General features: G+C 53.2%; 17 protein-coding genes. 7 read left to right on the top strand and 10 right to left on the bottom strand.

Features of this window, described 5'->3' with window-relative positions; genetic code table 11:
- Positions 1–52: 52 nt before the first annotated feature.
- Positions 53–1,660: a tannase/feruloyl esterase family alpha/beta hydrolase gene (locus KP707_RS09095; protein WP_211503134.1), complete on the bottom strand. Its 1,608-nt coding sequence runs from the start codon at positions 1,658–1,660 to the stop codon at positions 53–55.
- 92 nt (positions 1,661–1,752) lie between these two features.
- Complete coding sequence (locus KP707_RS09100; protein ID WP_211503133.1) at positions 1,753–1,998, bottom strand: hypothetical protein; 246 nt, start codon at positions 1,996–1,998, stop codon at positions 1,753–1,755.
- A gap of 237 nt (positions 1,999–2,235) precedes the next feature.
- Here KP707_RS09100 and KP707_RS09105 point away from each other — a divergent pair, with 237 nt between their 5' ends.
- Positions 2,236–3,660, top strand: a complete 1,425-nt coding sequence (locus tag KP707_RS09105) for an MFS transporter (protein ID WP_346343893.1) — start codon at positions 2,236–2,238, stop codon at positions 3,658–3,660.
- A gap of 318 nt (positions 3,661–3,978) precedes the next feature.
- Positions 3,979–5,355 carry an NAD-dependent succinate-semialdehyde dehydrogenase gene (locus KP707_RS09110; protein ID WP_211503132.1) on the top strand — a complete coding sequence of 459 codons (1,377 nt, stop codon included), beginning with the start codon at positions 3,979–3,981 and terminating at the stop codon, positions 5,353–5,355.
- 215 nt (positions 5,356–5,570) lie between these two features.
- On the opposite strand, the gene KP707_RS09115 is transcribed toward KP707_RS09110, so the two are convergent.
- From KP707_RS09115 to KP707_RS09145, 7 genes are all read right to left on the bottom strand, one after another.
- Complete coding sequence (locus KP707_RS09115) at positions 5,571–7,592, bottom strand: GAF domain-containing protein (RefSeq protein WP_211503131.1); 2,022 nt, start codon at positions 7,590–7,592, stop codon at positions 5,571–5,573.
- 235 nt (positions 7,593–7,827) lie between these two features.
- Positions 7,828–8,688, bottom strand: a complete 861-nt coding sequence (locus tag KP707_RS09120; protein ID WP_249202928.1) for a glucose 1-dehydrogenase — start codon at positions 8,686–8,688, stop codon at positions 7,828–7,830.
- Between the two features lie 165 nt (positions 8,689–8,853).
- Positions 8,854–9,417, bottom strand: a complete 564-nt coding sequence (locus KP707_RS09125; protein WP_211496981.1) for a hypothetical protein — start codon at positions 9,415–9,417, stop codon at positions 8,854–8,856.
- A gap of 134 nt (positions 9,418–9,551) precedes the next feature.
- Positions 9,552–10,469, bottom strand: a complete 918-nt coding sequence (gene ppk2 / locus KP707_RS09130; protein ID WP_211503130.1) for a polyphosphate kinase 2 — start codon at positions 10,467–10,469, stop codon at positions 9,552–9,554.
- 103 nt (positions 10,470–10,572) lie between these two features.
- A complete protein-coding gene (locus tag KP707_RS09135) occupies positions 10,573–12,027 on the bottom strand; it encodes a carbohydrate porin (RefSeq protein WP_211503129.1) in 1,455 nt (484 codons plus the stop codon).
- A gap of 213 nt (positions 12,028–12,240) precedes the next feature.
- Positions 12,241–13,194 carry a phosphate ABC transporter substrate-binding protein PstS gene (pstS, locus tag KP707_RS09140; protein WP_249202927.1) on the bottom strand — a complete coding sequence of 318 codons (954 nt, stop codon included), beginning with the start codon at positions 13,192–13,194 and terminating at the stop codon, positions 12,241–12,243.
- Between the two features lie 234 nt (positions 13,195–13,428).
- Entirely contained in the window at positions 13,429–15,957 is a 2,529-nt protein-coding gene (locus tag KP707_RS09145; protein WP_211503127.1) for a TonB-dependent siderophore receptor, read from the bottom strand.
- An 848-nt stretch (positions 15,958–16,805) separates the two neighbouring features.
- On the opposite strand from KP707_RS09145, the gene KP707_RS09150 reads away from it, so the two are divergent.
- Positions 16,806–19,274, top strand: a complete 2,469-nt coding sequence (locus tag KP707_RS09150) for a Hint domain-containing protein (protein ID WP_215751580.1) — start codon at positions 16,806–16,808, stop codon at positions 19,272–19,274.
- 149 nt (positions 19,275–19,423) lie between these two features.
- Here KP707_RS09150 and KP707_RS09155 read toward each other — a convergent pair whose 3' ends face one another.
- Positions 19,424–20,164 carry a helix-turn-helix transcriptional regulator gene (locus KP707_RS09155; protein WP_252348847.1) on the bottom strand — a complete coding sequence of 247 codons (741 nt, stop codon included), beginning with the start codon at positions 20,162–20,164 and terminating at the stop codon, positions 19,424–19,426.
- A 276-nt stretch (positions 20,165–20,440) separates the two neighbouring features.
- Between KP707_RS09155 and KP707_RS09160 the strand changes: the two genes are divergently transcribed.
- The 4 genes from KP707_RS09160 to KP707_RS09175 all read left to right on the top strand — a co-directional run bounded on the left by KP707_RS09160 (position 20,441) and on the right by KP707_RS09175 (position 25,104).
- The gene (locus tag KP707_RS09160) at positions 20,441–22,507 is read left to right on the top strand and encodes a TonB-dependent receptor (RefSeq protein ID WP_373687795.1); all 2,067 of its coding nucleotides are present in this window, start codon (positions 20,441–20,443) and stop codon (positions 22,505–22,507) included.
- A 1-nt stretch (position 22,508) separates the two neighbouring features.
- Positions 22,509–23,792 carry an MFS transporter gene (locus KP707_RS09165; RefSeq protein ID WP_215751583.1) on the top strand — a complete coding sequence of 428 codons (1,284 nt, stop codon included), beginning with the start codon at positions 22,509–22,511 and terminating at the stop codon, positions 23,790–23,792.
- On the top strand, positions 23,789–24,157 hold the full coding sequence (locus KP707_RS09170) for a cupin domain-containing protein (RefSeq protein WP_215751584.1): 369 nt from the start codon (positions 23,789–23,791) through the stop codon (positions 24,155–24,157). Before KP707_RS09165 ends, KP707_RS09170 begins: the two co-directional genes overlap by 4 nt.
- Before the next feature lie 164 nt (positions 24,158–24,321).
- The gene (locus tag KP707_RS09175; protein WP_215751585.1) at positions 24,322–25,104 is read left to right on the top strand and encodes a helix-turn-helix domain-containing protein; all 783 of its coding nucleotides are present in this window, start codon (positions 24,322–24,324) and stop codon (positions 25,102–25,104) included.
- Positions 25,105–25,198: the final 94 nt, after the last annotated feature.

Consider the following 25,198-nt stretch of genomic DNA (forward strand, 5'->3'; position numbering starts at 1 on the left):
ATATGGTATCACGGCTGAAATTCCCGTTCTTTCAATCAAGGAATTTCAGTCTTCACTCTGGTAGAACGCAGGTGAAGCTGGCCGCCGTGATCATGGGGCCGTGTCCGTCATATCGGGCGACTTGCGGCCATGCACAGAGCGGTCTTGTGCGTATGACTTTCCCGTCCTCGACCCGAGAGGCAATAATCGTTTGTGGAGCGTCGTGACGTACGACCCACGCATCGATCGCGCCAAGCTTGTTAAACGTGTCGCACCCTGCTCCGCCATAGCAATGCCCCATACCGGGGATTTCAAGGAGGCGAGCAGACTTCTGTTCTTCTGGTCCGGCATGCTGCATGAGGGCCTGATAGTATCCGGCGAGTTCCTGCGGGTTATGCCCGTCATTCCAGCCAATATACATTAACAGCTTCCCACCACGCTTGAAGAAAGGCGTCAGATTGTCATCGATATGAAGCAGCGGACCAAGCTTGCTGGTTGCGGAGGCGATGTCAGTGTCCCACTTCAGTGTAGTCCAGTCCCATGCGGGGTTCTGAAAAGCAGCATATCTGAACAGATCGAGAGCCACAGGAAACGCTTTTCCATCCGCTGAAAATCCGTCTTCACTGCCCTTCGCAGGCCCGGGGAAGATAACCTTGCCTGTTTTGGGATCAATCGGGCCGCGATAGATCTGCTCCACCGCTTTGACCTCATTGGCCGTCAGGCAGCTTTTCGTATCTTTTCCCTCGCACAAAAGTTGCTTAGGCTCGAACTCGCACTTGTCCGGATCATCAAGAAAACCCTGGCTTTTCCCGACTGGAGAGGCACATGCCGCCATGACTGCGCGGTTCAAAAGCTGGAACTTCTCGCGTCCCACACGCAATACGGGATCATGATAGCTCATCCACCCTGCCCAGAGCTGCTCACCGTTGAAATTGACAATCGGGTTAGGAGGCGCTCCAGCAACGATGCCATCGTAATCATTAGGGTAACGCTTGGCTTCGATCAAGCCTTCCAACCCGCCCAGGGAGCATCCAATCCAATATGCATGGGAAGCGTCTTTCCCATAAAAACGCCGGACGAGCTGCTTTGCCATCACCGTCATCAGGTGGTCAGCGCGGTAAGCGTAATCCACCAGCTTTTCTGGATGCCCTAGCGTGAAACGTCCCCCCTGTCCTTCGGGCGTAGAACTGTCATGGCCTGTATCTGTGCTGGCAACAGCATATCCTTCACCCAGACCTGTCACCATGCCGTCATACATGAGGGAGCCTGCCCATCCGAAATTTCCGACCCCAAGCAGCTTTCCGTTCCAGCCCTGTAGCGGAAGCCAGATTTCTGTTTGGATCGCTGAATCTGAAGACGGACGGAGCGTCATAGCTACACGGCAGAATGCCGGGTTAGCGGCCTGAACCGGATGTCCTGCAAGGTTCATGCCGGGGGCTGTCATGATCCGGCTCAGATTTGTTTGCGGGCTGTGCCACTCTCCGGCATCTATGGTTTCAACCTTGGTAAAGGTCGCATTGAGAAGTGCTAGTCGCGCCAGATCCGCGCAGTTGGCAGCATGCGCCTCTGAAGACAAAAGCAGAGACCCTGAGGCCAAGAGGAATGCTCCAATTGCACAAGTTGCCAAAATTCGATGCGGCAATTGCGTGTGGCGAGAGCGGCGGGGTTGCATGATTGGCATAGGGTCCTCGGCTTTTTGCTTCCGTGGCGTTGTCTGGCGTACCAAAGATCAAGCCTCTGCAACCTAAGACAGCACGACGCAGTCTGAACACCTCAAAGCTGAAGAGGTAAAGCCTTGATCCGTTCCGTGCTGCAATGCAGTGTTTCAGTCTCGCTTTTCGGAACAGCGCGTGAAGCGGTATGAGCACCAATGAGGGTGGGCGGGATGAAGAGCATATTTGGGATAATTGGTAGCCTGGTTATGGCCAAATCTCCGTCCATTGCAGCCAGTACTCTACAATTTCGGACGAAAGTGCCGTCAGGATCAAACATGGTCTTCACGCAGACGAGCGTCGCCATAAGGTACAGTTTCCTTTTGTTGCACAAAAGTCTGGTAACCTTCCCTGCTTCCGAAGACTGGCTCCACTTATCTTGCTTGTATTAGTTTTGGATTACGGTCTGAAACAGCGTGGTTTATGAACTGCCCGCTTCCCTACGATCCCATATTTTCCGGCAAAAACGTTCTCCGAACCAGTCGGACTATCAGCTGAACTTCTCTTCTGGAGACTTTTTTTGCCGGAGACATCTCATAAAACCGTGGCCTTTTCTGCTCAGTCTGACGCGGGAGAGGCTCTGCGTTACTCCCCGCTTATTGCTTTTACCATGGCTATTGCGACGTTCATGCAGAACCTTGACGGAGCCATCATCAACACCTCCCTTCCAGCAATGGCGCGTTCCTTCGGGGTAAAGACGCTTGATCTCTCGATGGGCGTGACTGCCTATCTTCTGGCGTCGGTTGCTATTTCACCCATCTCTGCCTGGATGGCCATGAAGTTTGGTGAGAAGCGCGTCATGTGTCTGGCTGTAGCGTTTTTTACGCTTTCGTCCCTGCTTTGTGGTCTGGCGGAGACACTTTCTATTTTCGTCTGCGCGCGGATCGGACAAGGTTTGGCCGGTGCCGTCATGATGCCTGTAGGCATGTCCATCATCCTACGCCACACGCCTAAAGGCGACCTGATGAAAGCGCAGTCCGTCACTGTATGGCCTGCTTTGTCCGCTCCAATCATTGGCCCGGTTCTAGGCGGCTATCTGACCGAGACCGTCGGATGGCGCTGGAATTTCTGGCTTAATCTGCCCATCGGAATTCTAGCCGTTCTGATCATGCTGCGTGTGGTCCCTGTCGAACCTGCGGAAGGAGCAGGAAAGCTGGATATCAAGGGTTTTGTGCTTTGCGGGACAGGTCTGACCTGCCTGCTGTCTGGCCTTCAGCGCATTTCTGAAATGGGAACGGAGCAGATTGTTGCATGTGGCCTTACAATAGCAGGAGCCATCATCAGCCTGTCAGCCGTTCGTCATCTTAAAGCTCACCCTACTCCCATTCTTTCTCTGGAACCTCTTAAACGCGCCAGCCTGCGATATGCGGCCTTCTGCCCTGGGCTAATTTTCCGCGCTGTATTTTCCTCTGCCCCATTTTTGCTTCCGCTGTTTTTACAGCTTGGGCTTGGATTTTCTCCCATGCAGGCCGGAACATGGCTGCTGGCCTATTTCTGCGCCAATCTCGGTATAAAACCCTGGACGTCTGCCATCATTCGGTGGGGCGGCTTCCGGAACGTCCTCTTCTTCAATGGCTTACTCGTTGCGCTATCGCTGCTCCCTTTCACTTTGCTGAATACCCAGACATCTCCGGTCTTGCTAGGTCTTTCCCTTGTAGTCGCGGGGTTATGTCGCTCGCTCCAGCTCACCAGTCTTTCGACGATGGCGTTTGCAGACGTCGGTCACAACGAACGGAGCAAGGCCGCTGCCATCATGTCCATTCTAGGACAGGCGGGCTCAACTGTGGGCGTTGCCATTACTGCTTTCGGGCTTGCCATGCTCTCTCACTTGTATGGTCACGCCTCAATCAGTCTGCGCGAACTGCATATGGTCTTTCTGCTGACTGCTTTGATCGTGCTGATTGGCACATCTGGTTTCTGGAAAATGTCACGCAATCTCGGGGCAGAAATTTCAGGAAAGCGAAGCTGAATTGAATGCAATATGCGGCTTGCGGTAAGGTGAGATGACGACGCGAATGCTGTAGTCCTCCCGCTCATTGCCGTTGCTACAGCACACGGTTTCTGCTTCCCCGCCGTGATGCCTAAAAAATCGTGATAGGATACCAGCAAGCAATCTCTCTTTTTTCGAGAACTCTCGCGCGGTTGGGAGCGTTGACTGAGTATCCAGCTTCCAAAGGTCCGTTTTTTCACTGGACCTCATTGCAAATAACGAAACTGATTGTTTTCGGTTTGTGGGCGGTTGACTAGCCGAAACAGACAATTACCAGTCAGCGGAGAAAATGACACCATGGCTTACCAGACGGTCAATCCTTTCACCGAACAAACTGTAAAAACGTACCCTGGACACACGGATGCGCAGGCATTCGAAGCTCTCGGAAGAGCTGATGCAGCTTTTAAATCAGCTGACTGGGGTCATGGGCCGATCGAGAAACGGCTATCTGTATTATCGAAAATTGCAGATCTCTTTGATGAGCGCGCTGATGATTTGGCGCATGCCGCGAGCATCGAGATGGGTAAGCGGTTTTCTGACGCGAAAGAGGAAGTCAAACTCTGTGGCGGTATTGCACGCTTTTATGCTGATCACGCAAAAGAGCAGCTGAAGCCCACACCCTGCGAGACGTCTCTTGGAGAGGCGTGGATCGAAAATGCGCCGATTGGAACGCTCGTTGCTGTAGAGCCATGGAATTTTCCTTTTTACCAGTTGGTCCGTGTTGTTGCACCAGCGTTCGCGGTAGGGAATTCCGTTCTCATCAAACACGCGGAAATTGTCCCGCATTGCGCAGAGCTTTTCGAAACCCTCGTTCGTGACGCAGGCGCGCCGGACGGTGCTTGCGTCAACCTATTCATAACGCCTGACCAGGTCGCTGCTCTCATCGGTGATGACAAAGTGCAGGGCGTCGCGCTTACAGGATCAGAACGCGCTGGCGCAGCGGTGGCGGCTACCGCAGCCAAGCATCTGAAGAAGTCCACTCTTGAACTGGGTGGCATGGATATCTTTGCAGTTCTCGATGACGCTGATCTCGCCCGCGCTATTAAAATCGGCACAGCAGCACGGCTCTCAAACGCTGGGCAGGTTTGCACCGCGGCAAAGCGCTTTATTGTTCATGAGAAAGTTGCAGACGCGTTTATTGCTGGCCTGAAAACAGAGTTTGAAAAAGCCCGTTTGGGCGACCCTTTGGATCCGACTACCACGCTGCAACCGATGTCGTCCAAGGCCGCATTGGAAACAATCGCCAAGCAAGTAGACGAAGCTGTGCAGCATGGTGCTCAAGTTCTGACGGGCGGAAAAGTCGCTGATCGGACCGGATTCTTCTACGAACCGACCATTTTGACCGGTATCGACAAGAACAGTCCTTCGTTCAAATCGGAGTTCTTCGGACCGGTGGCGCAGGTTTATGTTGTGAAAAGCGAAGACGAGCTGGTTGCGTTAGCCAATGACTCTCCATACGGCCTCGGTGGATCGGTATTCTCGAAAGATCATGAACGCGCCAAGAAGCTTGCCTCTCAGATAGAAACCGGCATGGTTTTTATCAACCAATGGACCAGCACGGCGCCGGAACTTCCTTTTGGCGGGGTCAAGCGATCTGGCTACGGGCGTGAACTGGGCGACCTTGGGATTATGGAGTTTGTTAATCGCAAATTGGTAGTTGTCGCGCACGGCTAACAGCCTCCTAGACCCACGTCTGCGCTTTTATCTAGTGCTCAATATTATGGGCGCTGGATGAAGTGGCATGACTTGACGCTCACTCTCGTCGGCATAGTTCATGTCTGTATCACAAGGCTCTCTTTCGGCGCCGTGTATGTAAGTGAGCGCGGGTAAATAACACTGAAAGATTTCCATAGCCCTCAGACTATGGAACCGACGACTTCTTCCAAATTTCAGTGGCTGGCCATCGAAATGATTGATGCTGTCATTTCTACGCGTAAGCCTTCGGGATCATAGTGAAGTTCGGTCTTCCCCTGATGTCCCAGGCCGGCTTGTAACAGGCGAATTCCGAAACCCGTCCGGTTTGGCATTGTCACTGATGGGCCGTCAGTTTCCTGCCAGGTCAGCAGCATAGCTGCCTCTGGTCCATACCCTTCGACCGTCCAGTTCAAACTCACGATCCCACCAGGGACACTCAGCGCGCCATGCTTCAGCGCATTCGTGGCCAGTTCATGAAGGACCATTGAGAAGGATGTTGCCGTATCGGGCCCAAGGCAAAGGAAAGGTCCGTTCACCTTCACCCTTCCTTCCAAGCCGAGGGGCGTCATGACTGCTACTGTTAGACTGGCAAGGTCTGTAGATTGCCAGTTTCTTCTCATCAATTGATCATGCGCTGATCCTAACGCGATCAGTCGCGCAGTGAATGTTGTGAGCGCGCTCTGGTCCTCAACACCTCGAAAACCCTGATGGGCCAAGCTCTGGACAATGCTGAGCGTGTTCTTCAAGCGATGAAGGATTTCATGGTTAATCAGATCCTGGCGGGACAGAGTATCCCACTCATCCAAACCAGCAAAAATTCTGTCGGCAGCAGTGCGGATGAAAGACGTCTCGTCCACAGTCCATTCTCGAGGCTGAGAGCTATGGACAAAAAGGCAGCCCGTCAGGTCTCCTCCCCTTATTTTCGGGACCAGTACCTGCGCAATGACATTCACGGACTGATAGGCGGCCTGCTCCACACTCATCCACGACGTATGGGTGATATCATCCAGAATGAAGACGGAACCTCCGCGAAGGAAATCTGATGTATGCCGAAAGGCTTCGAATGAGAATTCTCCGCTGATGGGCGGCATGTCAGCCGCACACCAACTCTGCTCCACAGTGAAGCGCTCTTCCCGCATGGAAATGCGGGCGAAACCAACGCGCTGCGCATCAAGACGGTTTCCAAGCAACTGACATGTTTCCTGAAGGGCCTTCTGGCGCGTTTCGGCAGTACGAAGGGCATCACCAATGGCGAGAAGCGTTGTCAGCCTGGCAGTCGCATTTCGTTCGGGTGTTACGTCCTGAAGAGTTCCGATCAGCCGGATCGGGCGCCCCGCTTCGTCATGATCAAGAATACCCTGACGGAGAACCCATCGCTCCTTTCCGTCACTGGCCCGAAGGATGCGGTACTGCAGTCTTAAGGGAGCAGTTCCTTCAAGAATTCGGTTCAGAGTGGGGATCGTCACCTTGTCATCGGGATGGATCAGGGCAATCCATTGCTCTGCCGAAAGAGTAGGAATCAGATCGATGCCTGCAATCCGGCAGACCTCGGGCGACACGGTGATGTCTCCCGACACCAGATCATACTCATAGATGCCTATGCCGCCAGCCGCTCCCGCTGCTTGTTGGAGAGCATATTTTTCCAGAGCATGGCGCCGTTCTGCTTCGGCCTCCCGCACCCGCTTCGCAGCACGCTGGCTGCGAAGCTGCTGCGCCGTAAAACGTCGTTCCTGAGTAACTGACGCCTGCCTCAAATCCATCAGACGCATGGACTGGCGTGCCAGTGCAGCGAGACCATCTTTCTGATGTGAGGACAAGCCATCAGATCGTGTTTCAAGATCGACAACGCAAAGGGTACCGACTACCCTTCCCTGGGTATCGAACAGTGGATAGCCCGCGTAAAACCGTAGTCCAGGTACACCGCAGACAAGTGTGTTCTTCTGGGTGTAGGGATCTGCCAGCATGTCAGGAATAACAACCGGAACCTTACGGGCAATCACTTGCCCACATCCTGAATTTGCAAGCGGACCGAAAGGCTGATCTGTGCCGACACGGGCTGAAAACCACAGTCTGTCCTGATCGAGAATACTGACAAGGGCTATGGGAGTTTGACACAGTGCAGCGGCGGCCACCGCGATGTCATTCAGGTCCGCGTCGGAAAAGGCCGACAGATCTCCGTAGGCATTCACCCGGTCAAGTCCGTCGGCAGAGCCCATTCTCAAGGTATGTCCAAATCCTGCATGGTATCCAGCATACCGCGACTGGGGCTTACCTCCAATCCTGTTTTGGAAGAACGCACCTTCAAATATAACGGCTTTCATACGTCCGGAGTAGAACTGCCAATAAGTTGTATCTGGAGGGAGCATCGCTTGAGACAAAAAACCTCCCTGGCCAGCTTTGGCAAGGGAGGAAGAGGCTAGCTAAAATGCAGGCGATGGACCCCTTGGACGATCAGCCGTTGATAATTATGCCGCCGTTCACATGAAGCGTCTGTCCGGTCACGAATGATGCATCGTTACTCGCGAGGTAAACATATGCTGGGCCAAGCTCGGAAGGGTCTCCACAACGTCCCATGGGTGTATCTTTCCCAAGATCTGCGACAGACTGCGGGTCAACTGGCCCCCAGCTTGCTGGCTGTAGAGGGGTCCAGACCGGGCCAGGAGCGACGGCATTCACACGAATACCTTTCGAAACAAGCTGAAGCGCCAGTGCACGCGTGAAACCCATTTCCGCAGCTTTGGTGGTTGAGTAAGCTAAGAGGGCTTTGTTGCCGGCGAACGCGTTGATGGAGGACGTGTTGATGATAGCACTTCCATTCGCGAGATGCGGGAGTGCTGCACGGACCAGATAGAAATATCCGTTGATATTGGTGTCCATGTGTTTTTGCCACTCTTGGTCCGATATGGCGCTGATATCTTCCTGAACGATCTGGACGCCAGCATTGTTGACAAGAATATCAAGTCCACCAAGCTCCTTGACCGTCTCCTCCACAGCTGAGTTACAGGTTTGACTTGAAGAGACATCCCCCGCGATAGCAAGGCCTTTGCGGCCCTCCTTCTCAATCAGGCGAATAGTCTCTTTCGCATCTTCATGTTCCTCAAGGTAAAGGATTGCAACATCTGCCCCTTCACGGGCGAAGTGTAAGGCTGCAGCACGTCCAATCCCGCTGTCTCCGCCACTGATCAGTGCTTTTTTTCCGGTGAGCTTTCCGCTTCCTTTGTAACTGGCACGGATATGCTCCGCTTTAGGCTGCATTAGTCCTTCAAGGCCGGGCTGATGATCCTGCGACTGGGGAAGAATATGGTCAGGCATGCAACTATCACTCCACAAAGGATGATGCGCCTAAAACAAAGGCGCTCCTGACATAATCAACATCCAAAAGTTCAAAGTGTTTCTTCGAAAATTTTTCCCTCATGGAAGTTTTACCAAGCGATGAGAAATTCGTTGGTGGAGTAAATATTCTATCAAGAATGTTAATTATTTTAAGTATAGATAGAACGGAATAAATCCGAAAATCGTCCAGGCGATAATGAATATGAATGGCGCCTGATGTGCAAAAAGTGCACCTCGTTGTGCTCTTCGCATCATGTCGCGTGTCTCGTCCTCATTTGGGGCAAGAGTGAAATCAGTCAGTGCTGGGCTGCGCTGATGTAACATACGCTGCTTTCCCTCCCATTTACCAATCGCAGCGTATGCCGCACGGATACCAGGAAGGGCCATTGCTGCCAGAACAAATCCCAATAGCGAAAACAGGGGCGGCAGAAGAAGCACCATGCTGTCGCCCCACCTTTTTGTAGAGCCCGTCATGGCTGTGGCGTAGGCAATGACAAGAAATGCCTGTGAACCAAGAAGAGCCTGCAAGCGACCGTTTACAACTTCAGTCTCAAACCGGATCTCGGAGCGGTAAAACGCTAGTAACTCGTTGTCTGTCGGATGACCCTGCGCCACGATCTGGCTGGTGTCGGGGGACGGTGACGCTGTTTCTACCATCAGGACCTTCTGCAAAACTGTAATGACGTTTAGCGCAAGGGTATCCTTCAAGTTTCCTGCAAAGCAGGTTTCAGAAAGTATCTCGGTCTGTAATTATGGTCAGTGCGAGTGATTTTCCTCGATTCATAGGGCTATACGGGCAATAGAAGAGTTCATTCCATTACCCGTAAATCATAACGCGGCCGTCAGTAGCGCTGTGGAACCAGCATGGTTTCTGGCGTGGGCTCACGCTCATAGTCGGGATGGAATACACGCTCGGGAAGAACAACTTCCGGGCGGCTAACAGGTTCGTAAGGCAAAAGAGACAGGAAGTGAGCAATACAGTTCAGGCGCGCCCGCTTTTTGTCTACTGCCGGCACAACCCACCAGGGAGCTTCCGGAATGCTGGATCGTTCGAGCATGATTTCCTTGGCTACCGTGTAGCTTTCCCAGCGACGACGGCTTTCAAGGTCCATCGGGCTAAGTTTCCATTGCTTCAAGGGGTCTTCAATGCGGGCGCGGAAGCGTGCTTCCTGTTCTTCGTCCGTGATCGAGAACCAGAATTTGATCACCCGAATGCCGCTGCGGACGAGCATGCGCTCAAATTCTGGCACTGATCGGAAGAATTCCTCGTATTCCTCGTCGGTGCAGAACCCCATGACACGTTCAACGCCAGCGCGGTTATACCAACTGCGGTCAAACAGCACGATCTCGCCTGCTGCGGGAAGATGCGCAACATAGCGCTGGAAATACCATTGTGTCCCTTCACGGTCATTAGGTGCCGGAAGCGCTGCTACGCGACAGATCCGCGGGTTCAGCCTTTGGGTAATACGCTTGATCGCACCACCTTTCCCGGCAGCATCACGGCCTTCGAAAACGACAACAACGCGTTCTCCCGTTGCCTTGACCCAATCCTGAAGTTTGATGAGTTCGGCTTGCAGGCGAATGAGTTCGCGAAAATAGGTGCGGCGGAACGTACGATCTGCAGGATCAAGCCCCTTGCCTTCGTTTTCTTCCAGCGAAAGTTCGAATTCTTCATCCAAATCGTCGATGATTTCGTAGCGCATACGTTCCCGCGCCTGTTCGGCCGAAGAATTGGCGCTGAAATCTTGGTCCTGCGTCATGGATAAGTTCCTTTATCACCGACCTTCAAGGCCGTGAAAGAAACTATACTGTGGAAACCAGACTGAGAGTTTGAAGGTTAATTGACATTACGTTGGCCACTTGTCAGAACGTCGTTGTCATATTCAGGCCAAGAACAGCGCCTTCTGAGGCCGCTGCTTGACCTTTTTCTGGCGCCTGACCTCCAACATGCCAGAAATACTGAAAATCAGGCTGAACGGTCAGGTAATCGCGGACCGGAATTTGCCAGGTGAGTTCAATATGATCTTCCGGTACGAGCAGTCTGGCGGAGCTGTCTGCGAGGCGTATCGTATCTTTGACGTTGTCTCGTGCACGGTGCCCGTAAAAGCTCGTTCCCCAGCCAATTCCAACAACATCATTGGGCCGAGATGGCACAAAACCCTGAAACGTCAGCCCGGCTTCCACTTCGTTTGTAAATCGGTTGCGCGTCCCGCTGGCAATGGTCGCCCGAACAAACGTATTGATAGCCTTCGCTGGCCCCTGAACCGTTCTCCAGAGGGTTTGGTCCAGCACGATGTAACCCAGCCAGTTTCCACGGTGATATGCCGGTATTCCGGAACTGTCAGGGCTGGCCAGGAAGCCGCCACGACTGTCATATCGGGGATCAGGGAAATGGCCGGTATCGTAAAGGCCGCCGATTTTCCATGTCCCGGGGAGTGCGGGTGCATCTTTTCCTGAAAGGCTTTGGGCAGCATCGACCCAGAGCTGCGCCTCCCCTAAAAATAATGTGCCACCACTTGTCGAGAAACTGGTGCCCGAAGGGTCCATACGAGTAGGGCTGAGTTGACTATAAAATGGGCCTTTGGTTGGATTGTCGTCCGTAATGGCCAGCATAAGCACAAGCGGATAAGCTGGAGACCACTTGATCCGTGTCCCGACAGCCGAGAAAGGCCAGGACGGGCCGCCCGAATACAGATTGCTTGACGTCGAGAGCGGCCAGCCAAAGCTTGCATTCAGAAACAAAGACGCGTTCTGGCTGACCAGAAATTCAGTATCCAGATCAATTGTGCCAACGCGAATATCAAGCCGGTTTCCAAAGAAGCCCTGCCCATACCAGAGCTCGAACAAGCGTGTGGTCCGGCCAGCGTCATAGCCGCTCACCGGGTTTAAAGACCCAAGGCGCTCTCCCGCCAGAGACCGCCCCCTGACCTGAATGGCGCTGATATTGAGAAGGCCATCATGCCAGCCAAATGCGCGGCGGGTTTCCAGCACAAGAGTGGCGGCTGTCATGCCGTCATATGTGGGGCCCGGATGCATTCCGCCTGAGGCTAAGCCCCATATTTCCTCAACATCCTGAAGATTAAATCTGATCCCTTTTCGGCCCAGCCACGCTCGTGCTCCACCTGCATCGCCCAACAACTCCGTTCCTGTGTCTTCCGGTGGAAGAACAAAACCTGGTGCCGGAGATGGTAACGGTACGCCTGACGGTAAAACGTCAGTTACGAGAGGTGCCGCTGCCGCCTCGGCTTTCCCGAAAAACGTATGGAAAATGGTACCGAAAACTGCAAGGTGCGCCAGTGAGCGCATTTTCCCAAGCATGCGGAGATCCCGTCAAAAACCTGGAGAAGTTATGCCGCCCTCTATAATTAGTGGCCTTCTCAGCCTTACGGTGCCGGGTGCGATAAAAAAACGACGATACTGAGCACTCGTAAGCACGACGGTCCCCTAATTCCGAGATGCCGGAAGGCACAATTCATTCACAGAAATGAGAGGAAAATGGGAGTGAAGTTATTATGACTTTGCCAGCCTCGCTCAGGGCCACTCTGCAAGGATTTTGTTTTTTACATCGTTCGGCAGCGGGATGTAATCCAGCTCCTGAAGGGCCTTATCGCCGTGACGCAGCCCATAGGTGAAAAATGCCTTCACTGCGCTTGCAGTCGTCTGGTCTGATGGATGAACCGGGACGAGCACGAAAGTTGCGCTCATGATCGGCCAACTTTGCGAGACTGAGGCGTCCAGTAAGCTCACCGCGTAATGATCCGTGTGCTGCCAGTCTGCACTGTAAGCAGAGCTTTTGAAGGCAGATGTCTCCGGGGTGACGAACAGGCCTGAATGATTTTTCAATTTTACTGTGTTCAGATGATTTCGGCGCGCAAAGGCATATTCTACAAATCCAATCCCGCCGATGGACTGACGCACACTTGCCGCCACACCATCATTGCCGCGTGCCTCGGCCCCCTCGCCCCATGATCCGGGCTTCCAGGATGGCGACTGTGTGCGAAGGTAGTCTGAAAAGACTTGGCTGGTTCCGGATCCCTCTTCACGATGAACTGGCAGGACATCCAGGTCCGGGAGGCGAAGATCAGGATTCAGGGCGCGAATGCGTGGATCGTTCCAGGAAGTAATGTCGCCTCTAAAAAGGGCGACGAGCGTTGAGCCATCCAACCGCATCTGGTCAGCCCCTACGCCGGGAACATTGATAACTACGACGATAGCTCCGATCGCGGTTGGAAACTGATAAAGCCCCTGCATATCAAGAATATTGCCTGGGAGAGAATTATCTGAGGCCCCGAAATCCATCTTGTGCGCCATGACAAGTTTCTGCCCCTCTCCTGACCCCACACTGCGATATTTCAGGGACAGGCCAGCTTGAGATGGAAGACTGTCACTCCATGCTCGATACAGGGGCGCAGCGAAGCTTGACCCGGCTCCAGCAATGGGAGCTGAATATGCAGCGCCGCAAATCATGAAGAGAAGCGTGGGCATCACTTTGCGTGCCAAAACTCTTATCGAGAAAAACATGCGCGCCGACGCTCCGTCTGCTCTGGGATTTTCTGCGCATATCACTGAGGAAGGCCGTGTGACTATGCTCTTCCAACACATCAAAAAAGACAGTTTCAAGACAAGCGTTTCGGAGTGTCTGCGTGAAATAGTCCACGAGAGGGTTTAGAGTGCCCTCTCATGGATCTGGTCGACTTTTTAAGCGTGACTGCCCTATGCTCAGAAAGACGCGTTCACCCGGCCGAAATAATATCCGCCGGTGAATGGTACCTGGTTCGAGAACTGATCATACATGCTGCCACCTGCAGAAATCAGCTGGTCAGGCAGCTTGCGAGGGCGAACATTGAAAATATTGTTCGCGCCCACTGCGACATGAACATGTGACGTGACGCGATAGCCGATTTCCAGATCTGTCAGCCAGCGCGGCGTATTCTTGAACTGTGCAAAACAACTGTTGGAGTAACGCAGCGCTCCACCTTTCGGGCATGTGGCTGAGGCTGGCGTCCAGTCCTGATACGTCATCATTCCTGTCGTTTCACCATAACGGCTCTGGCGGATGTTTACGTCCCAATCGCCCACAGTCCACAGGGCATTCAGGATCATTTTGCTGCGTGGGGTTGCGGTCGTGATGTAGGCAATCGTCTGATCGTTTAGCAGCGGGGTCCCTATCGATGAAATACCATTATGATGCAGACGGGTCCGGTTGAGATTTAGCGCAGCCGTCAGGGCGATATTGCCCCACCGATGCAGATGCACGAGGTAATCGGCTTTCAGGTCTAGCCCCTGCGTGCGTGTGCTTGCCCCGTTGGACAGGAAGTAAGCGGACGAAGCCGCCGCATTGGTTGCTGTTGGTGAGACGTCGAACCCGAACGAACGGATGGCATCCAGCGCCTGTGCTCCGCGCACCGTTCCACCCTGCACAATGCGATCACGCAGGTTGATCTGGTACACGTCAGCTTCGACATGAAGGCCGCGTACCGGCTCCATGGTAAAGCCGCCGCTGGCATTCACTGAGCGCTCAGGCTTCAACCCTGATGCACCGAGAGACCGTGCAGCGGCAGATTCAACCGGGAGCTGGCCTCCGACGCTGCCTGTTCCAGCGAAAATGCTCAGGCGGCTGAAGTGGGATTCCTGCAATGTCGGAGCGCGAAAGCCGTTGCTGATCGTGCCTCGGAGTGCGAACCGACGAGACACATCATACCGGGCGGAAATCTTGCCGTTTTCGGTGTTATTTGTGTCTGTATAATACTCATATCGGCCAGCGATATCGATCGAAAGCTTGCTTGTGGGCCGTAGCGTCGTGTCGACATACGCTGAGTATACATTGCGATACCACGTCCCTGCGGATTGGGGTGGAATTCCGGCGTGCTCTACTGGTCCCCCATCAAGATAGGATTCCGGATTGCCCGAGATGATTTGATAGGAATCCAGCCGATGCTCTCCACCAAAAGCAAGGCTCACAGGCATCCCCATAACCGTGAAGCTGCGTCGCAGATCGAGATTATTGGTCCATTGTGCGTTCTTCTGAGTGTAGTCCCAGAATTTGGACGGTGAATATCCTGTCCGGGTCAGCATGCCGATATTGACGTTGTCACGAATGCTGATCCGGGAGTTGTCGCCGCCGTAAACTGTGGAAAGGTTCCAGTCGAACCCAGCAAAATCATGGCCCTTCAAGCCAAGGGTGACGCCATAGTCGAGTTCGTCATCGCCCGTGATCGGACGTAACTCGTCAATTCCCATGGCGGGCACGACGTAAGGGTATTTGTAGGCCCGCATGCCTGCATGGCGATAGGCGAGAGTTGCCTGTCCATAAAGCTCGATGTCAGCCCCGAGTGGCTTTCCGAAGTTCAGGCCGAAATTTTCGCGCGTTTCTTTAGGGGTGCTCAGATAATCGGTCTTGCGACCTTTCCACTTTTCTGAACCCGGCTTGACGCCGACAAAGTAGTTTTTTGTATCGGCGCCTGCTGGCCAGTAGCCAAGGAGCGCGTGATCCGGCCCCCACGCGACTGCATGTTCGCTGTGATAGATCTGCGCGCCAAGGTGCACATAGCCATCGCGACCAAGTTTGAAGCCGCCGTCTGCATTGAGCTGGAACTGCTCTCCGCTCCCAAGATACGCATTGGCTCCACCCTGTCCTGATAACGACAGGCCGTGATCCTTCTTTTTGGTTATAATATTGACCACACCTGCAATCGCATCAGAGCCATACATCGCGGCGGCGCCGTCTTCGAGAATTTCGATATGATCAATCATGTTCTCGGGAAGCATGTTGAGATCGACACCCGAAGACGCAAATTGCGGGCCTGGCTTCTGCACAATGTTCGCAGTGCTATGCCGACGCTTTCCATCTACCAGAACAAGCGTCTCATTCGGTCCCAGCCCTCTCATCTGGATGGATGACACCAGTGAGTTGGTATTCGATCCGCGGGCGCTCATTGTGATGGATGGATAGATGCGCGTCAGAGCATTGGCGACGTTCATTTCGGCTGAACGTGCGAGGGCTGCCGATGAGATGATAACGACGGGGCTGATGCTTTGTCGAGCCTTGACGTGGGATTCACGCGTTCCCGTTACGATGACCTGTTCGCTCTCGTCTTCATGGGCAGTCGTCGTTCGTTTTGATTTTCCTTTGGCCTTAGCAGGTTTGTCGTCTGTCGTGGCTTGACTGGAGAGCGGTTGAGCCTGCGCGGGCACCAGGAATGCGCCGGTAGCAGTTGTTGCAACCAGAATTAAAACCGTCTTTTTCATCGGAATGTTTCCCAAAAACGCTATTTGTAACGCCTTGGTACGGATTGTTAGTTGGAAGAAATAAAGCAGAAAAGTTAAGGTTTTGTGTCATTATTATTATGTTTCTGGTGTATTTTTTAATATTTCTATATTTTTAGTTCAATATAATATTTGAAATAATAATAAACAATTTTGATATACTTTGAATAATTGAGGGATGTCTGTGACCCTTACAAGGTAAGTGTGCCGCATATGCTGCTTCAGCAGATACAGAAAATTACGCTCTCTGCCGGGTCATGGTTATGCCTCGAATGTGAATAGGTGCGCACTCAGTGATGATGACAGCGGGGCACAAACTTGGTCCGCCTACTCCTATTTTTGGGACTTCCCATTCGTCATTTTTCGAAAATTGGCTTTTTTCCAAGGCCGAAACGCAGCAAACTTCGTGACAAAATATCATTAACTTACGTTCGAATTGACGAAATTTGGGGAATTTCTCTTCGTGAAATTATTATAAAAACCGTATAAATATATGATTATAAAAGAATTTATTAATGTTTTTTCTATGTCACCCACTGGGGTGTCAACTTTTTTTTTACCTTTGGAAAATTCATCCATATTCCGGCCCCTCAAAATTGTGTCTCTATCTCCATGACAAGATTCTGCAAACAATCTGAATGGAGCCATATTCTGTTAAATTCGCCCCTTTACGTAGGGCTGGTTGCGCTAGCCGCCAGCGATCGAATTTTACAGATATCAAAGAAATTCTGACTGTCCGTCCGCAGGGTCACAAAGAAACACCATCGAGAAGTTTGAATTTCTCACGCTCTGGGTGGTTGTACCGTTAACGAATTCTCTTGGAGGGAATTATGAGCCACGTAACGAACGGCGTTCTGTATGTTGATGATACCGTCAACGGAGGAACAAACCCTGGAAGTTTCTATACTTCAAGCTTCTCTTCGGTATCTGTGTCTTCTGGTGGTACTTACGGAAGTGCTTCGATTGTGTCGGGTGGCACAGTCGTGGTCCAGAGCGGTGGCTCAGCGTTCAATGATACGGTCTCTTCAGGCGGCGTATTGACAATTTCTGCCGGTGGTAGCGGCAGTTATATCAGCCTGGCTGCGGGCGCGACATTCAATGTCGGCACTAACTACGACAACCAGCACATGACCTCCCTGACAGCTCTGTCAGGAACAAAAATTAATGTCTTGTCCGGTGGCATTCTCTCCAACGCAGACGCAGGTTCCTCTGGAACCATCGTTGTTAATGCTGGCGGAATTCTACGAAACGCTATCGTTTCCAAAGGCGGCGGGCTGGCAGTAACTGGAACAGCTTCCAACACAACCATTAATAATGGCGGTGTAATGGATATCAGCTCCGGCGGTCTGGCCTTCGGGGGCACCATCAATAACGGCGGCCAGGTCTTTGTAGGCTCTGGTGCGACCCTTTCAAGTGTGATCATCAACACGGGCGCTTCCGCTGTTGTCTCCGCAGGCGCCTCAACCGGCGCCCTGAAACTGAATGGCGGCACGCTCGATACGTATGTTGTCCCCTCGTTTGTCGCCGGTGGAGTTGTTAGCGGGACACTAATCTTTGAAAGCGGGGTCAAAGACGGCGGCTACCAGAAGCTTGGAACTGGGGTCACAATCAACCTGAAATCTGGAGCTGCTCTTTCCAACAGCACCATCGGTTCGGGCAATACTGTTGCAGTTTATTCCGGCGCTACCGCGAGTGGACTGGTTATCAGCGGCGGCGGTCTCGGCGTTCAGGGTGCGACATCAAACACGACCGTTATCAGCGGTGGCGTGGTGGATGTTGGATCTGGGGGCAACGCGACAGGAAACACAGTCAGCAATGGCGGGTACCTTTACGCTGAGTCTGGTGGCACGATTGGTACCACCACCCTTCAGAGCGGTGCAATCCTGAGCGCTAAGGCTGGATCAACGATTTCTGGTACTGTCACAGCCGCCAAGGGCGCTACACTGACAATCCCGACCACGGCTGGTGGCACCATCGACCTGCAGGGTAATGGGAATGTTGGTCTGACCATCACAGGTTCGGGTAACCCGACGACGGTTATCTCCGGTTTCTCGGAAGATAAAACGGCAGGAACCGCAGACGGCATCACGCTGACGAACGTCAAAACCGCCAACGTTGCTTCCGTCACCTATCCTGACGCTGACCATGTCACGTTCACGCTCAAGGACGGTTCAGCCGTCACGCTGAACATCATTGGCGTCCAGAACGTAGGCTATACGCTGGCTTCAGACAGCAGCGGCGATCTTGTCTACGAAGTGTGCTTCCTGGCTGATACCCTGATCGCAGGCCCGAATGGTAATATTGCCGTCCAGGATCTTGCACCAGGCGACACCGTCACGTCCTATCGCGACGGTCAGGCATACAGCAGCACGGTTTCCTGGGCAGGTAAGGCACATTGCGTCGTCCGTCCGGAAAAGGCTGATGATGAGGCCGGCTATCCAGTGCGGATCCTTGAAAACGCGATTGCTCTGGGTGTTCCCTTCCAGGACATGCTCGTGACGTCTGAACATTGCCTCTTCCTGGATGGCAAGTTCATTCCGGCCCGTATGCTCGTCAACGGTCGGTCGATCTATTACGACAAGTCCTTCACGTCCTATGACTACTTCCACATTGAGACGGAAGATCATTCGGTCATCATGGCAAACGGTGCATTGACCGAGAGCTATCTTGATACGGGCAATCGTCGTGCGTTCGAACAGAAGAGCAATGTCTTCATGTTCGGCCAAAAGGCGAAGTCCTGGGAGAACGATGCTGCTGCTGCTCTGACGGTATGCCGTGATCTGGTTGAGCCTGTTTACCGTCAGATCGAACAGCGTGCACAGGAGCTGCAGTTCGCAGTTCAGGCACCGGCTGCTACGACGGTCACGGAAAGCGGCCTGCACCTGGTGTCTGATCGCGGTCATCGCATCCAGCCGCTCCGCACGGTCGATAACCGCGTCATGTTCATGATCCCAAGCGATGTGTCTTCGGTTCGTATCGTCTCGAACTGCAGCCGTCCGGCTGATGCGATTGGCCCGTTTGTTGACGACCGTCGTATGCTGGGTGTGTTGATTGGCGATGTTTCCTTCTTCGACAGTGGCGTCACGGTGAACATCAAGACGCACCTCACGAAGGAAAATCTGAGCGGCTGGCACAGTGTGGAGCACATTCCGATGCGCTGGACGAACGGCAACGCCTATCTTCCGCTTGGTGCACGCCTGCCGGGTGGCATCGGTCTTCTTGCCATCAAGGTCGAGGCTGCTGGCCCTTACGTTGTTGCTCCGGCAGATGACGTGGAAGTCGCTCTCAAGACAGCCTGAAGGTTATTCCCCTGCCCGTAAGAATTACGGGCAGGTTTTCCCTCCCAGCCTAATTAAAATTTTTTCTTTGGCTGGGAGGTTCTTAATATTCAAAAACTAAAGAGTAAGATTTACTAAATCAGTTTCGTGCAAGTCGAAGATGACATTTTTTATTTGCAAGAATGCAGTTGCTTCACTCTGCTTGGCAGATAGCCAAATTTTCTCTGAAAAGCAGCGCTGAAATGACTGACGTTGCTGTATCCAAGTTCCATCGCCGTTTCTGTTACGTTCAAACGCTCTAAAAGGCTTCGCGCGTATTCCATCCGATGGGATTGATACAGCGTATAGGGCCCGCAGCCGTACTGTCGGCTGAACAGTTCTTTAAAACGCGTGGGACTAAGGTCGCAGAGAGCCGCAAGCTGTGGGATTGTCGGAGCTTGGTCGAGACGCGCCAGAAGCGCCTTACGAGCATTTTCCAATCCATGGATTGTTTTGGCAGTTAACTGCGAACGAGCTGTTTTCTGCGCCGTAAACGCATAACCAAGCATAGTCATCGCTAATCCGTACCCCACGAGAGCTTCAGGGGACTGCACGGCAGGAATAGTTCGCAAATAGCCAAAGAGTTTCTTGGCTGTTTTCAGAGCCGGATCCTGAAGTTCGAGAGATCGCCTCTGAATTCTGGGGAGGTGCTCGATTTGCATCTGCTCCAGCAGTGGCGATGGTACGTGAATTTCAAGAGCCGAGAATTCAGCACTGTTTTCGAAGGTAAAAGATTCAGCAGACGTGCGTGCCATAATAAGATCGCAGGCCTGAAAATGATGCACCTGACCGGCTGCCTTCATGCTGCATGCACCTGAGAGGATGACAGTACAGCGGGTGGTTGATCCCGGTTCATCAAAATAGCCATTCAACGCCCCCGCCTCCGGAGCCAGAAACCCGCTTGTGAGCAGGCCACCAGAAAATCCGCGGGAATGCGGATGCAACAGAGATGTGCCTGCTACCCGGTCGGGGTGTGGTTGATGAACCTGAGTTGAGCTGACTTCTGCCATCACAGCGCGGTCTTTCCTGTCCGATCGGGGTAAACAGACTGATCCGGGTAGCGGAGATAATGAGAATTATTATCATCCCGCTCCATGAAAGAAAACCTCTCCCTTCCATGGCTCAGGAGCAGCGTCCGTTTGCGGAGCGTGAGTTCACTGGCTTTCGTCTGTACGGCGCTGACGGCATTACCTGTCCCTGGATGGGCGGCCGCATCCCCTGCGGTGAAGTGCACCGGCGACGATAGCCCTGAAACATCCTGCATCTCTGCAAAAGAGGCCTTGACCGTCTGGGGTAAGCGCGCCGCTTTCGTGAACCCCACGAGCACAACACATCTGTCTGCACAGGACATTCAGGCATACAGAATGCAGACTTTGGGGGACATTGCCGAACGTGTCCCGAACCTGTCATTCACCAATACAACGCCCAACAATCCGGTTCTGATGGTACGAGGACTTGGCGGCACGGAGGATGAAGGGCCGGTTCTCTACACACCCGTCCTGATCGACGGCATACCTGTTCCCAGCTTTGCCCTGGGGCAGATGTTCGATTTCAGCAATGTGGATGTCATGCGCGGCCCTCAGTTGACAGAAGGGATCAATGCATTTGGAGGCATGGTTTCTGCGCAGTCGCGAGACCCTGGAAATCGTCTCGGCGGGGCATTGGACTTCGAGTACGGAACGGGAAATCGCAAAAGAGCGACATTTTCTGGCGACCTTCCGATTGATGCATCCACCAGTCTCCGCCTTTCCGTGGGAGGAGAAACTGCCGATGGTTACATTCACAATCGGGCTCTGGACCGTCGAGATACTGGCGGCTGGCATGGCTGGTTTGGCCGCATCAAACTGCTGCATAAGGATAGTGCTGGCGGAGAATGGCGCTTCAGCTTGCACCATATGTTGAACCATGGGGGTAACGACTTCTTCGAAACGCCGCAACATGCCCGGAACCATGTCTCTTACAACACGTCGGAAGGCGTGAATGACACCGAATATCTCATTGGTTCAGCACAATATCATCGACGCTTCAGTCAGCGCCTGATCTTGGACGTTACGTTCGGAGGAGCCTCTACCGATTGGCGTTATAGCAACCCCTACTCTGTCTTCTCTGCCAACTCTGGCTTCACGCTACCAACACGCCAGATTGGCGGGTCTGTCATGTTCTCCGGGAGTTCAGGAACACTGGACTGGAAAGGCGGGATTTACGGGCAGCAGGCTAAGCGTTGGGCACCCTATACCTTTGACATGTCACCCTATTATGCCAGTCGTACAACTGCGACATTGGGAACAGCCAACGTTGCCTTTATGGGGGAACTAGGGTGGCATTTCTCGAAGAGCTGGCGCCTTGTGGCATCGCTGCGTATCGAGCATGTCGATAGTTCGCTCAGCAACTGGACAAGCTCCATGAGCGGGGACACGCCTTATGCGTATAGCATGCAGGACAGTCTTCCTCGTCAGACACTCTCCAAGACCGTTCCGCTTCCGGGCCTTAAAGTCGAGTATAATCCTCAGCCTTCTGGTCAATTGAGCCAGTTCGGCTGGCTGAGTTACTCCCGCTCCTTCCTGCCGCCAAATTATAGCCCTTACGGTTCCTACAGCAGTACCGTCTCGGTGCCGTATGCTTCCAGTTACGGCAATAATCTGGAACTGGGGTACCGTCTTGGAGATCTCACCGGTCGGTGGTCCGTAGAGGCAACCGGATTTGCGAATTTCCTCTCAAATTTGCAGGTCTCGGCCACCAATGGTGCGGGAGAATCCCTTATCGGGACGGCCGGTACCGCCCACTCACGAGGGGTGGAAGCAACCGCACATTGGAAGCCACTCAATACACTTCAGCTTAACGCGTTCCTTGGGCTGACCTACGCCGCATATGATCGCTTCGTCTTTGGTGGCTCAGATTATAGCGGCAAACAGATGGCTGGCACTCCAAGAAGCAATTTCGGTTTTTCAGGCGAATGGCATCCCGTTCCGGGATGGACCGTCAATGCCAGCGTGGTCAGGCGCGGACGAACAACCCTCTATCCCAGCAGCAGTATTCAGAATGCACCCTACATCCTTGTGGATGCGCAGATCGAGAAGCGCTGGAAGCACTGGAATGTCGCGCTTTACGGCCACAATCTAACCAATTCGAGCTATTTTACGCGTGGCCTGTCGGGTGGGTACGTCGTGGCCGCCAACCCGCGTCAGCTTGGCTTCCGTGTTGGGGTAAATTTCTGACATGAAGAGCGCATCCTATCTCTGTCGGAGTGACCACTCTGAAACCAGGACAACGATCTTAACGCGGCTTCTGGCAATCGGGCTCATGTATGGCTCGCAGGGTATCCCTGCGGGGCTGGCTTTCAACGCATTTTCAACCATTTTGCGCCATAGCGGGACGCCATTGAAGGATATCGGCCTGACAGGGCTGGTGTTTCTGCCGTGGGCGCTGAAATGCTTCTGGTCCGGTATTGCTGACAATGCTGGCAAACGATGGGGCTATGGAGCCCTCGCCTTATGGACGCATATGTCAGCGGTCGTGGTCTGCCTGCTTCTGGGCTTTGCCTCACCTGAGCATCAATTTCTGTTGGCACTGTCAGGCATTCTGCTTCTGAACACGATTTTTTCCACTCAGGACATTTTTACGAATGCGTGCGCCGTTTCACATATGAAGGGACGTAACGCAGGGCTAGCGAATGCCTTACAGGTCATTTCATTTCTTCTGGGCATGGTGGTTGGTGGTGCAGGATCACTGTTCATCTATGAGCGGCTTGGCTGGTCCGGTGCGATGTGGGGTATGGCATGCGAACTCTTCATCCTGTGGCTCGCACTTCTGCCATTAAGAGCTGGCATTGAGCCTAACAGGGTATTCCAGCAGCCCTCCCGTCTTATGGATCTTTTCCGGCAACCGGGTTTTCGGTGGGCGCTTTTGATGGCGCTTACCTTCAAATTTGCAAGTTCAGCGCTCGCGATGCTGCTCCAGCCCTGGCTGATGGACCGATCTTTCAGTCTGGATTTTGCCGGAACACTTCAGATGTCCAACATCATCTGTGGCGCCCTCGGTGGCGCGGTTATCGGCTTCCCGGCAGTCAGGTTTTTGGGTTGTCGTCGCGCGGTTGCACTGCTCATCTGGCCGTCCACTTTGCTGCTTGGAACGCTGGTGTTTCTGCAGGCTGGGAAGATGGCAACACCGGTGCTTCTTTATGCCGGTCTTGGCATGGAAAACTTTCTTGATGGAGGCTTTTACGTTTCCGTCTGGGCCACACTGATGAACTGGTCTTCAGAAGAGCGGCCCGGAACGGACTACAGCTTTCTTCAGTGCGGAGAAAGTCTGGCAAACGTCCTCGCAGGCATGTCGATCGCTCCGTTGGCCTCAGTCATTGGATACAGCAGAACGTTTCTGGTGGCCTGGATCGCTGGCGCGTTCGCACTGCTGCTTGTCGTGACGGCGGCCAGAAAACTCGCAGGCTTATGTGAGGACAATGAGCCTTCCAAACAATCTTTCAAACACATGAGACATTCATGACGATATTCAATCTCCCCAAAGAAGCTGCCGATCTGTCACTTATTGATATTGGCAAAAAAACAGAAACGGTTTCCACAAACGGGTTGAAGATGCTTTTCCCTTTTGGAACCCATGACGTGGGATTACTGCGTTTCAAAGGTTCAACCCCTTGGGAAGAGCATCCAAACGATGAATTTCTTCTTGTGGTCGAAGGAGAAACTACGCTGACACTTCGAACAGAACAGGGCGAGGTCAGTTCTACAGCCAGAAAGGGTGACGTTCTGGTTGTTCCGGGAAAGATCTGGCATCGGCAGGATGCACCCGTTTCGGTCACTCTGATGTTCATTACGAATCATGAGGGTAACCGCCATCATGCCGCCTCTTGATAAAAGTCTGACGACGACGGACAAATAGGCATTCACGTTCTGGCGGCATGTTCTTGATCAGACATTTTTGCCGCTACTGCCAATTCGTACGTCCAGCGTCAGGGGAGCCGTGGCCGGTCTTTGCGAAAGATGTTCTCGCAAAGACCGGCCCAGATCATAACACTATGAAGCGTTCCGCCGATTTACCTGCAAACCCACCTCCCGTTGTCGGTTTTGCAGATTATTATGTCGGCGGCTTCGTAGATGGCTTCCACACACATGAGCGAGCTCAACTGTCCGTGTTCATGGCAGGGAGTGTGACAGTCACTACACATGAGGAAAGCTTCGTCCTTCGCCCCGGACAGGCGCTCTGGCTTCCTGCCCACACGCAGCATCAAGCAACCTGCCGCACCGACCTGTCGTTTCAGGTCATCTATGTTGATCCTGATTTCCCCGGCGCGGGCACGCTTCCATGCAAGATGTTTGATGCATCTTCTTTGATACGAGGCCTGATGGACGAGATCATTGCCATGAGCTTTGAGTTTGCCATGGACAGCCGCATGTCAACAATTGCCGGGCTTCTCATCGATGAAGTGGAGCGCGCACCACGGCTCGCCGAGCGCGTGCTTCTTCCTGCCGACCCTCGTATGCGGCGGGTTTGTGAAGCGATTATCGCCAAGCCGGGAGATTGTCGCGACATCGATCACTGGGCGCGTGAAGCCGGTATGGCGCGGCGTACTTTTACCCGCCTCTTTCAGTCTCAAATGGGTATGGGCTTCGCGGCATGGCGGCGGAGAGTACGGGTTGTGGAAGCCGCTTCCCGAATTGCGACGGGCCAATCGATTGCCGAAGTCGCCTTCGATCTAGGCTACGATAATGCCAGTAGCTTCAGCAGTATGTTTCACAGAACTTTTGGTGTCTCCCCGCGCGAGCTGAGAGCCAACTCGCCTATGGCTGCGAGGCTATAAAGCATCGGGTTACCACACCTGATTGTTCGAGCCTTCCTCTCCTCCACAGCTAAAAATCGGTAACAAACCGTTTCTTTTCCGCTCTGAAAGTGAC

It is taken from the genome of Gluconobacter sp. P5E10, from assembly GCF_018812145.1.
Classification (GTDB): domain Bacteria; phylum Pseudomonadota; class Alphaproteobacteria; order Acetobacterales; family Acetobacteraceae; genus Gluconobacter; species Gluconobacter cerinus.

Coding starts and splice junctions, on each gene's coding strand:
- KP707_RS09095 (WP_211503134.1), bottom strand. CDS start 1,660: ATGCCAATCATGCAACCCCGCCGCTCTCGCCACACGCAATTGCCGCAT.
- KP707_RS09100 (WP_211503133.1), bottom strand. CDS start 1,998: ATGGCGACGCTCGTCTGCGTGAAGACCATGTTTGATCCTGACGGCACT.
- KP707_RS09110 (WP_211503132.1), top strand. CDS start 3,979: ATGGCTTACCAGACGGTCAATCCTTTCACCGAACAAACTGTAAAAACG.
- KP707_RS09115 (WP_211503131.1), bottom strand. CDS start 7,592: ATGGGCTCTGCCGACGGACTTGACCGGGTGAATGCCTACGGAGATCTG.
- KP707_RS09120 (WP_249202928.1), bottom strand. CDS start 8,688: ATGCCTGACCATATTCTTCCCCAGTCGCAGGATCATCAGCCCGGCCTT.
- ppk2 (WP_211503130.1), bottom strand. CDS start 10,469: ATGACGCAGGACCAAGATTTCAGCGCCAATTCTTCGGCCGAACAGGCG.
- KP707_RS09135 (WP_211503129.1), bottom strand. CDS start 12,027: ATGCTTGGGAAAATGCGCTCACTGGCGCACCTTGCAGTTTTCGGTACC.
- pstS (WP_249202927.1), bottom strand. CDS start 13,194: ATGCCCACGCTTCTCTTCATGATTTGCGGCGCTGCATATTCAGCTCCC.
- KP707_RS09145 (WP_211503127.1), bottom strand. CDS start 15,957: ATGAAAAAGACGGTTTTAATTCTGGTTGCAACAACTGCTACCGGCGCA.
- KP707_RS09150 (WP_215751580.1), top strand. CDS start 16,806: ATGAGCCACGTAACGAACGGCGTTCTGTATGTTGATGATACCGTCAAC.
- KP707_RS09165 (WP_215751583.1), top strand. CDS start 22,509: ATGAAGAGCGCATCCTATCTCTGTCGGAGTGACCACTCTGAAACCAGG.
- KP707_RS09170 (WP_215751584.1), top strand. CDS start 23,789: ATGACGATATTCAATCTCCCCAAAGAAGCTGCCGATCTGTCACTTATT.
- KP707_RS09175 (WP_215751585.1), top strand. CDS start 24,322: ATGAAGCGTTCCGCCGATTTACCTGCAAACCCACCTCCCGTTGTCGGT.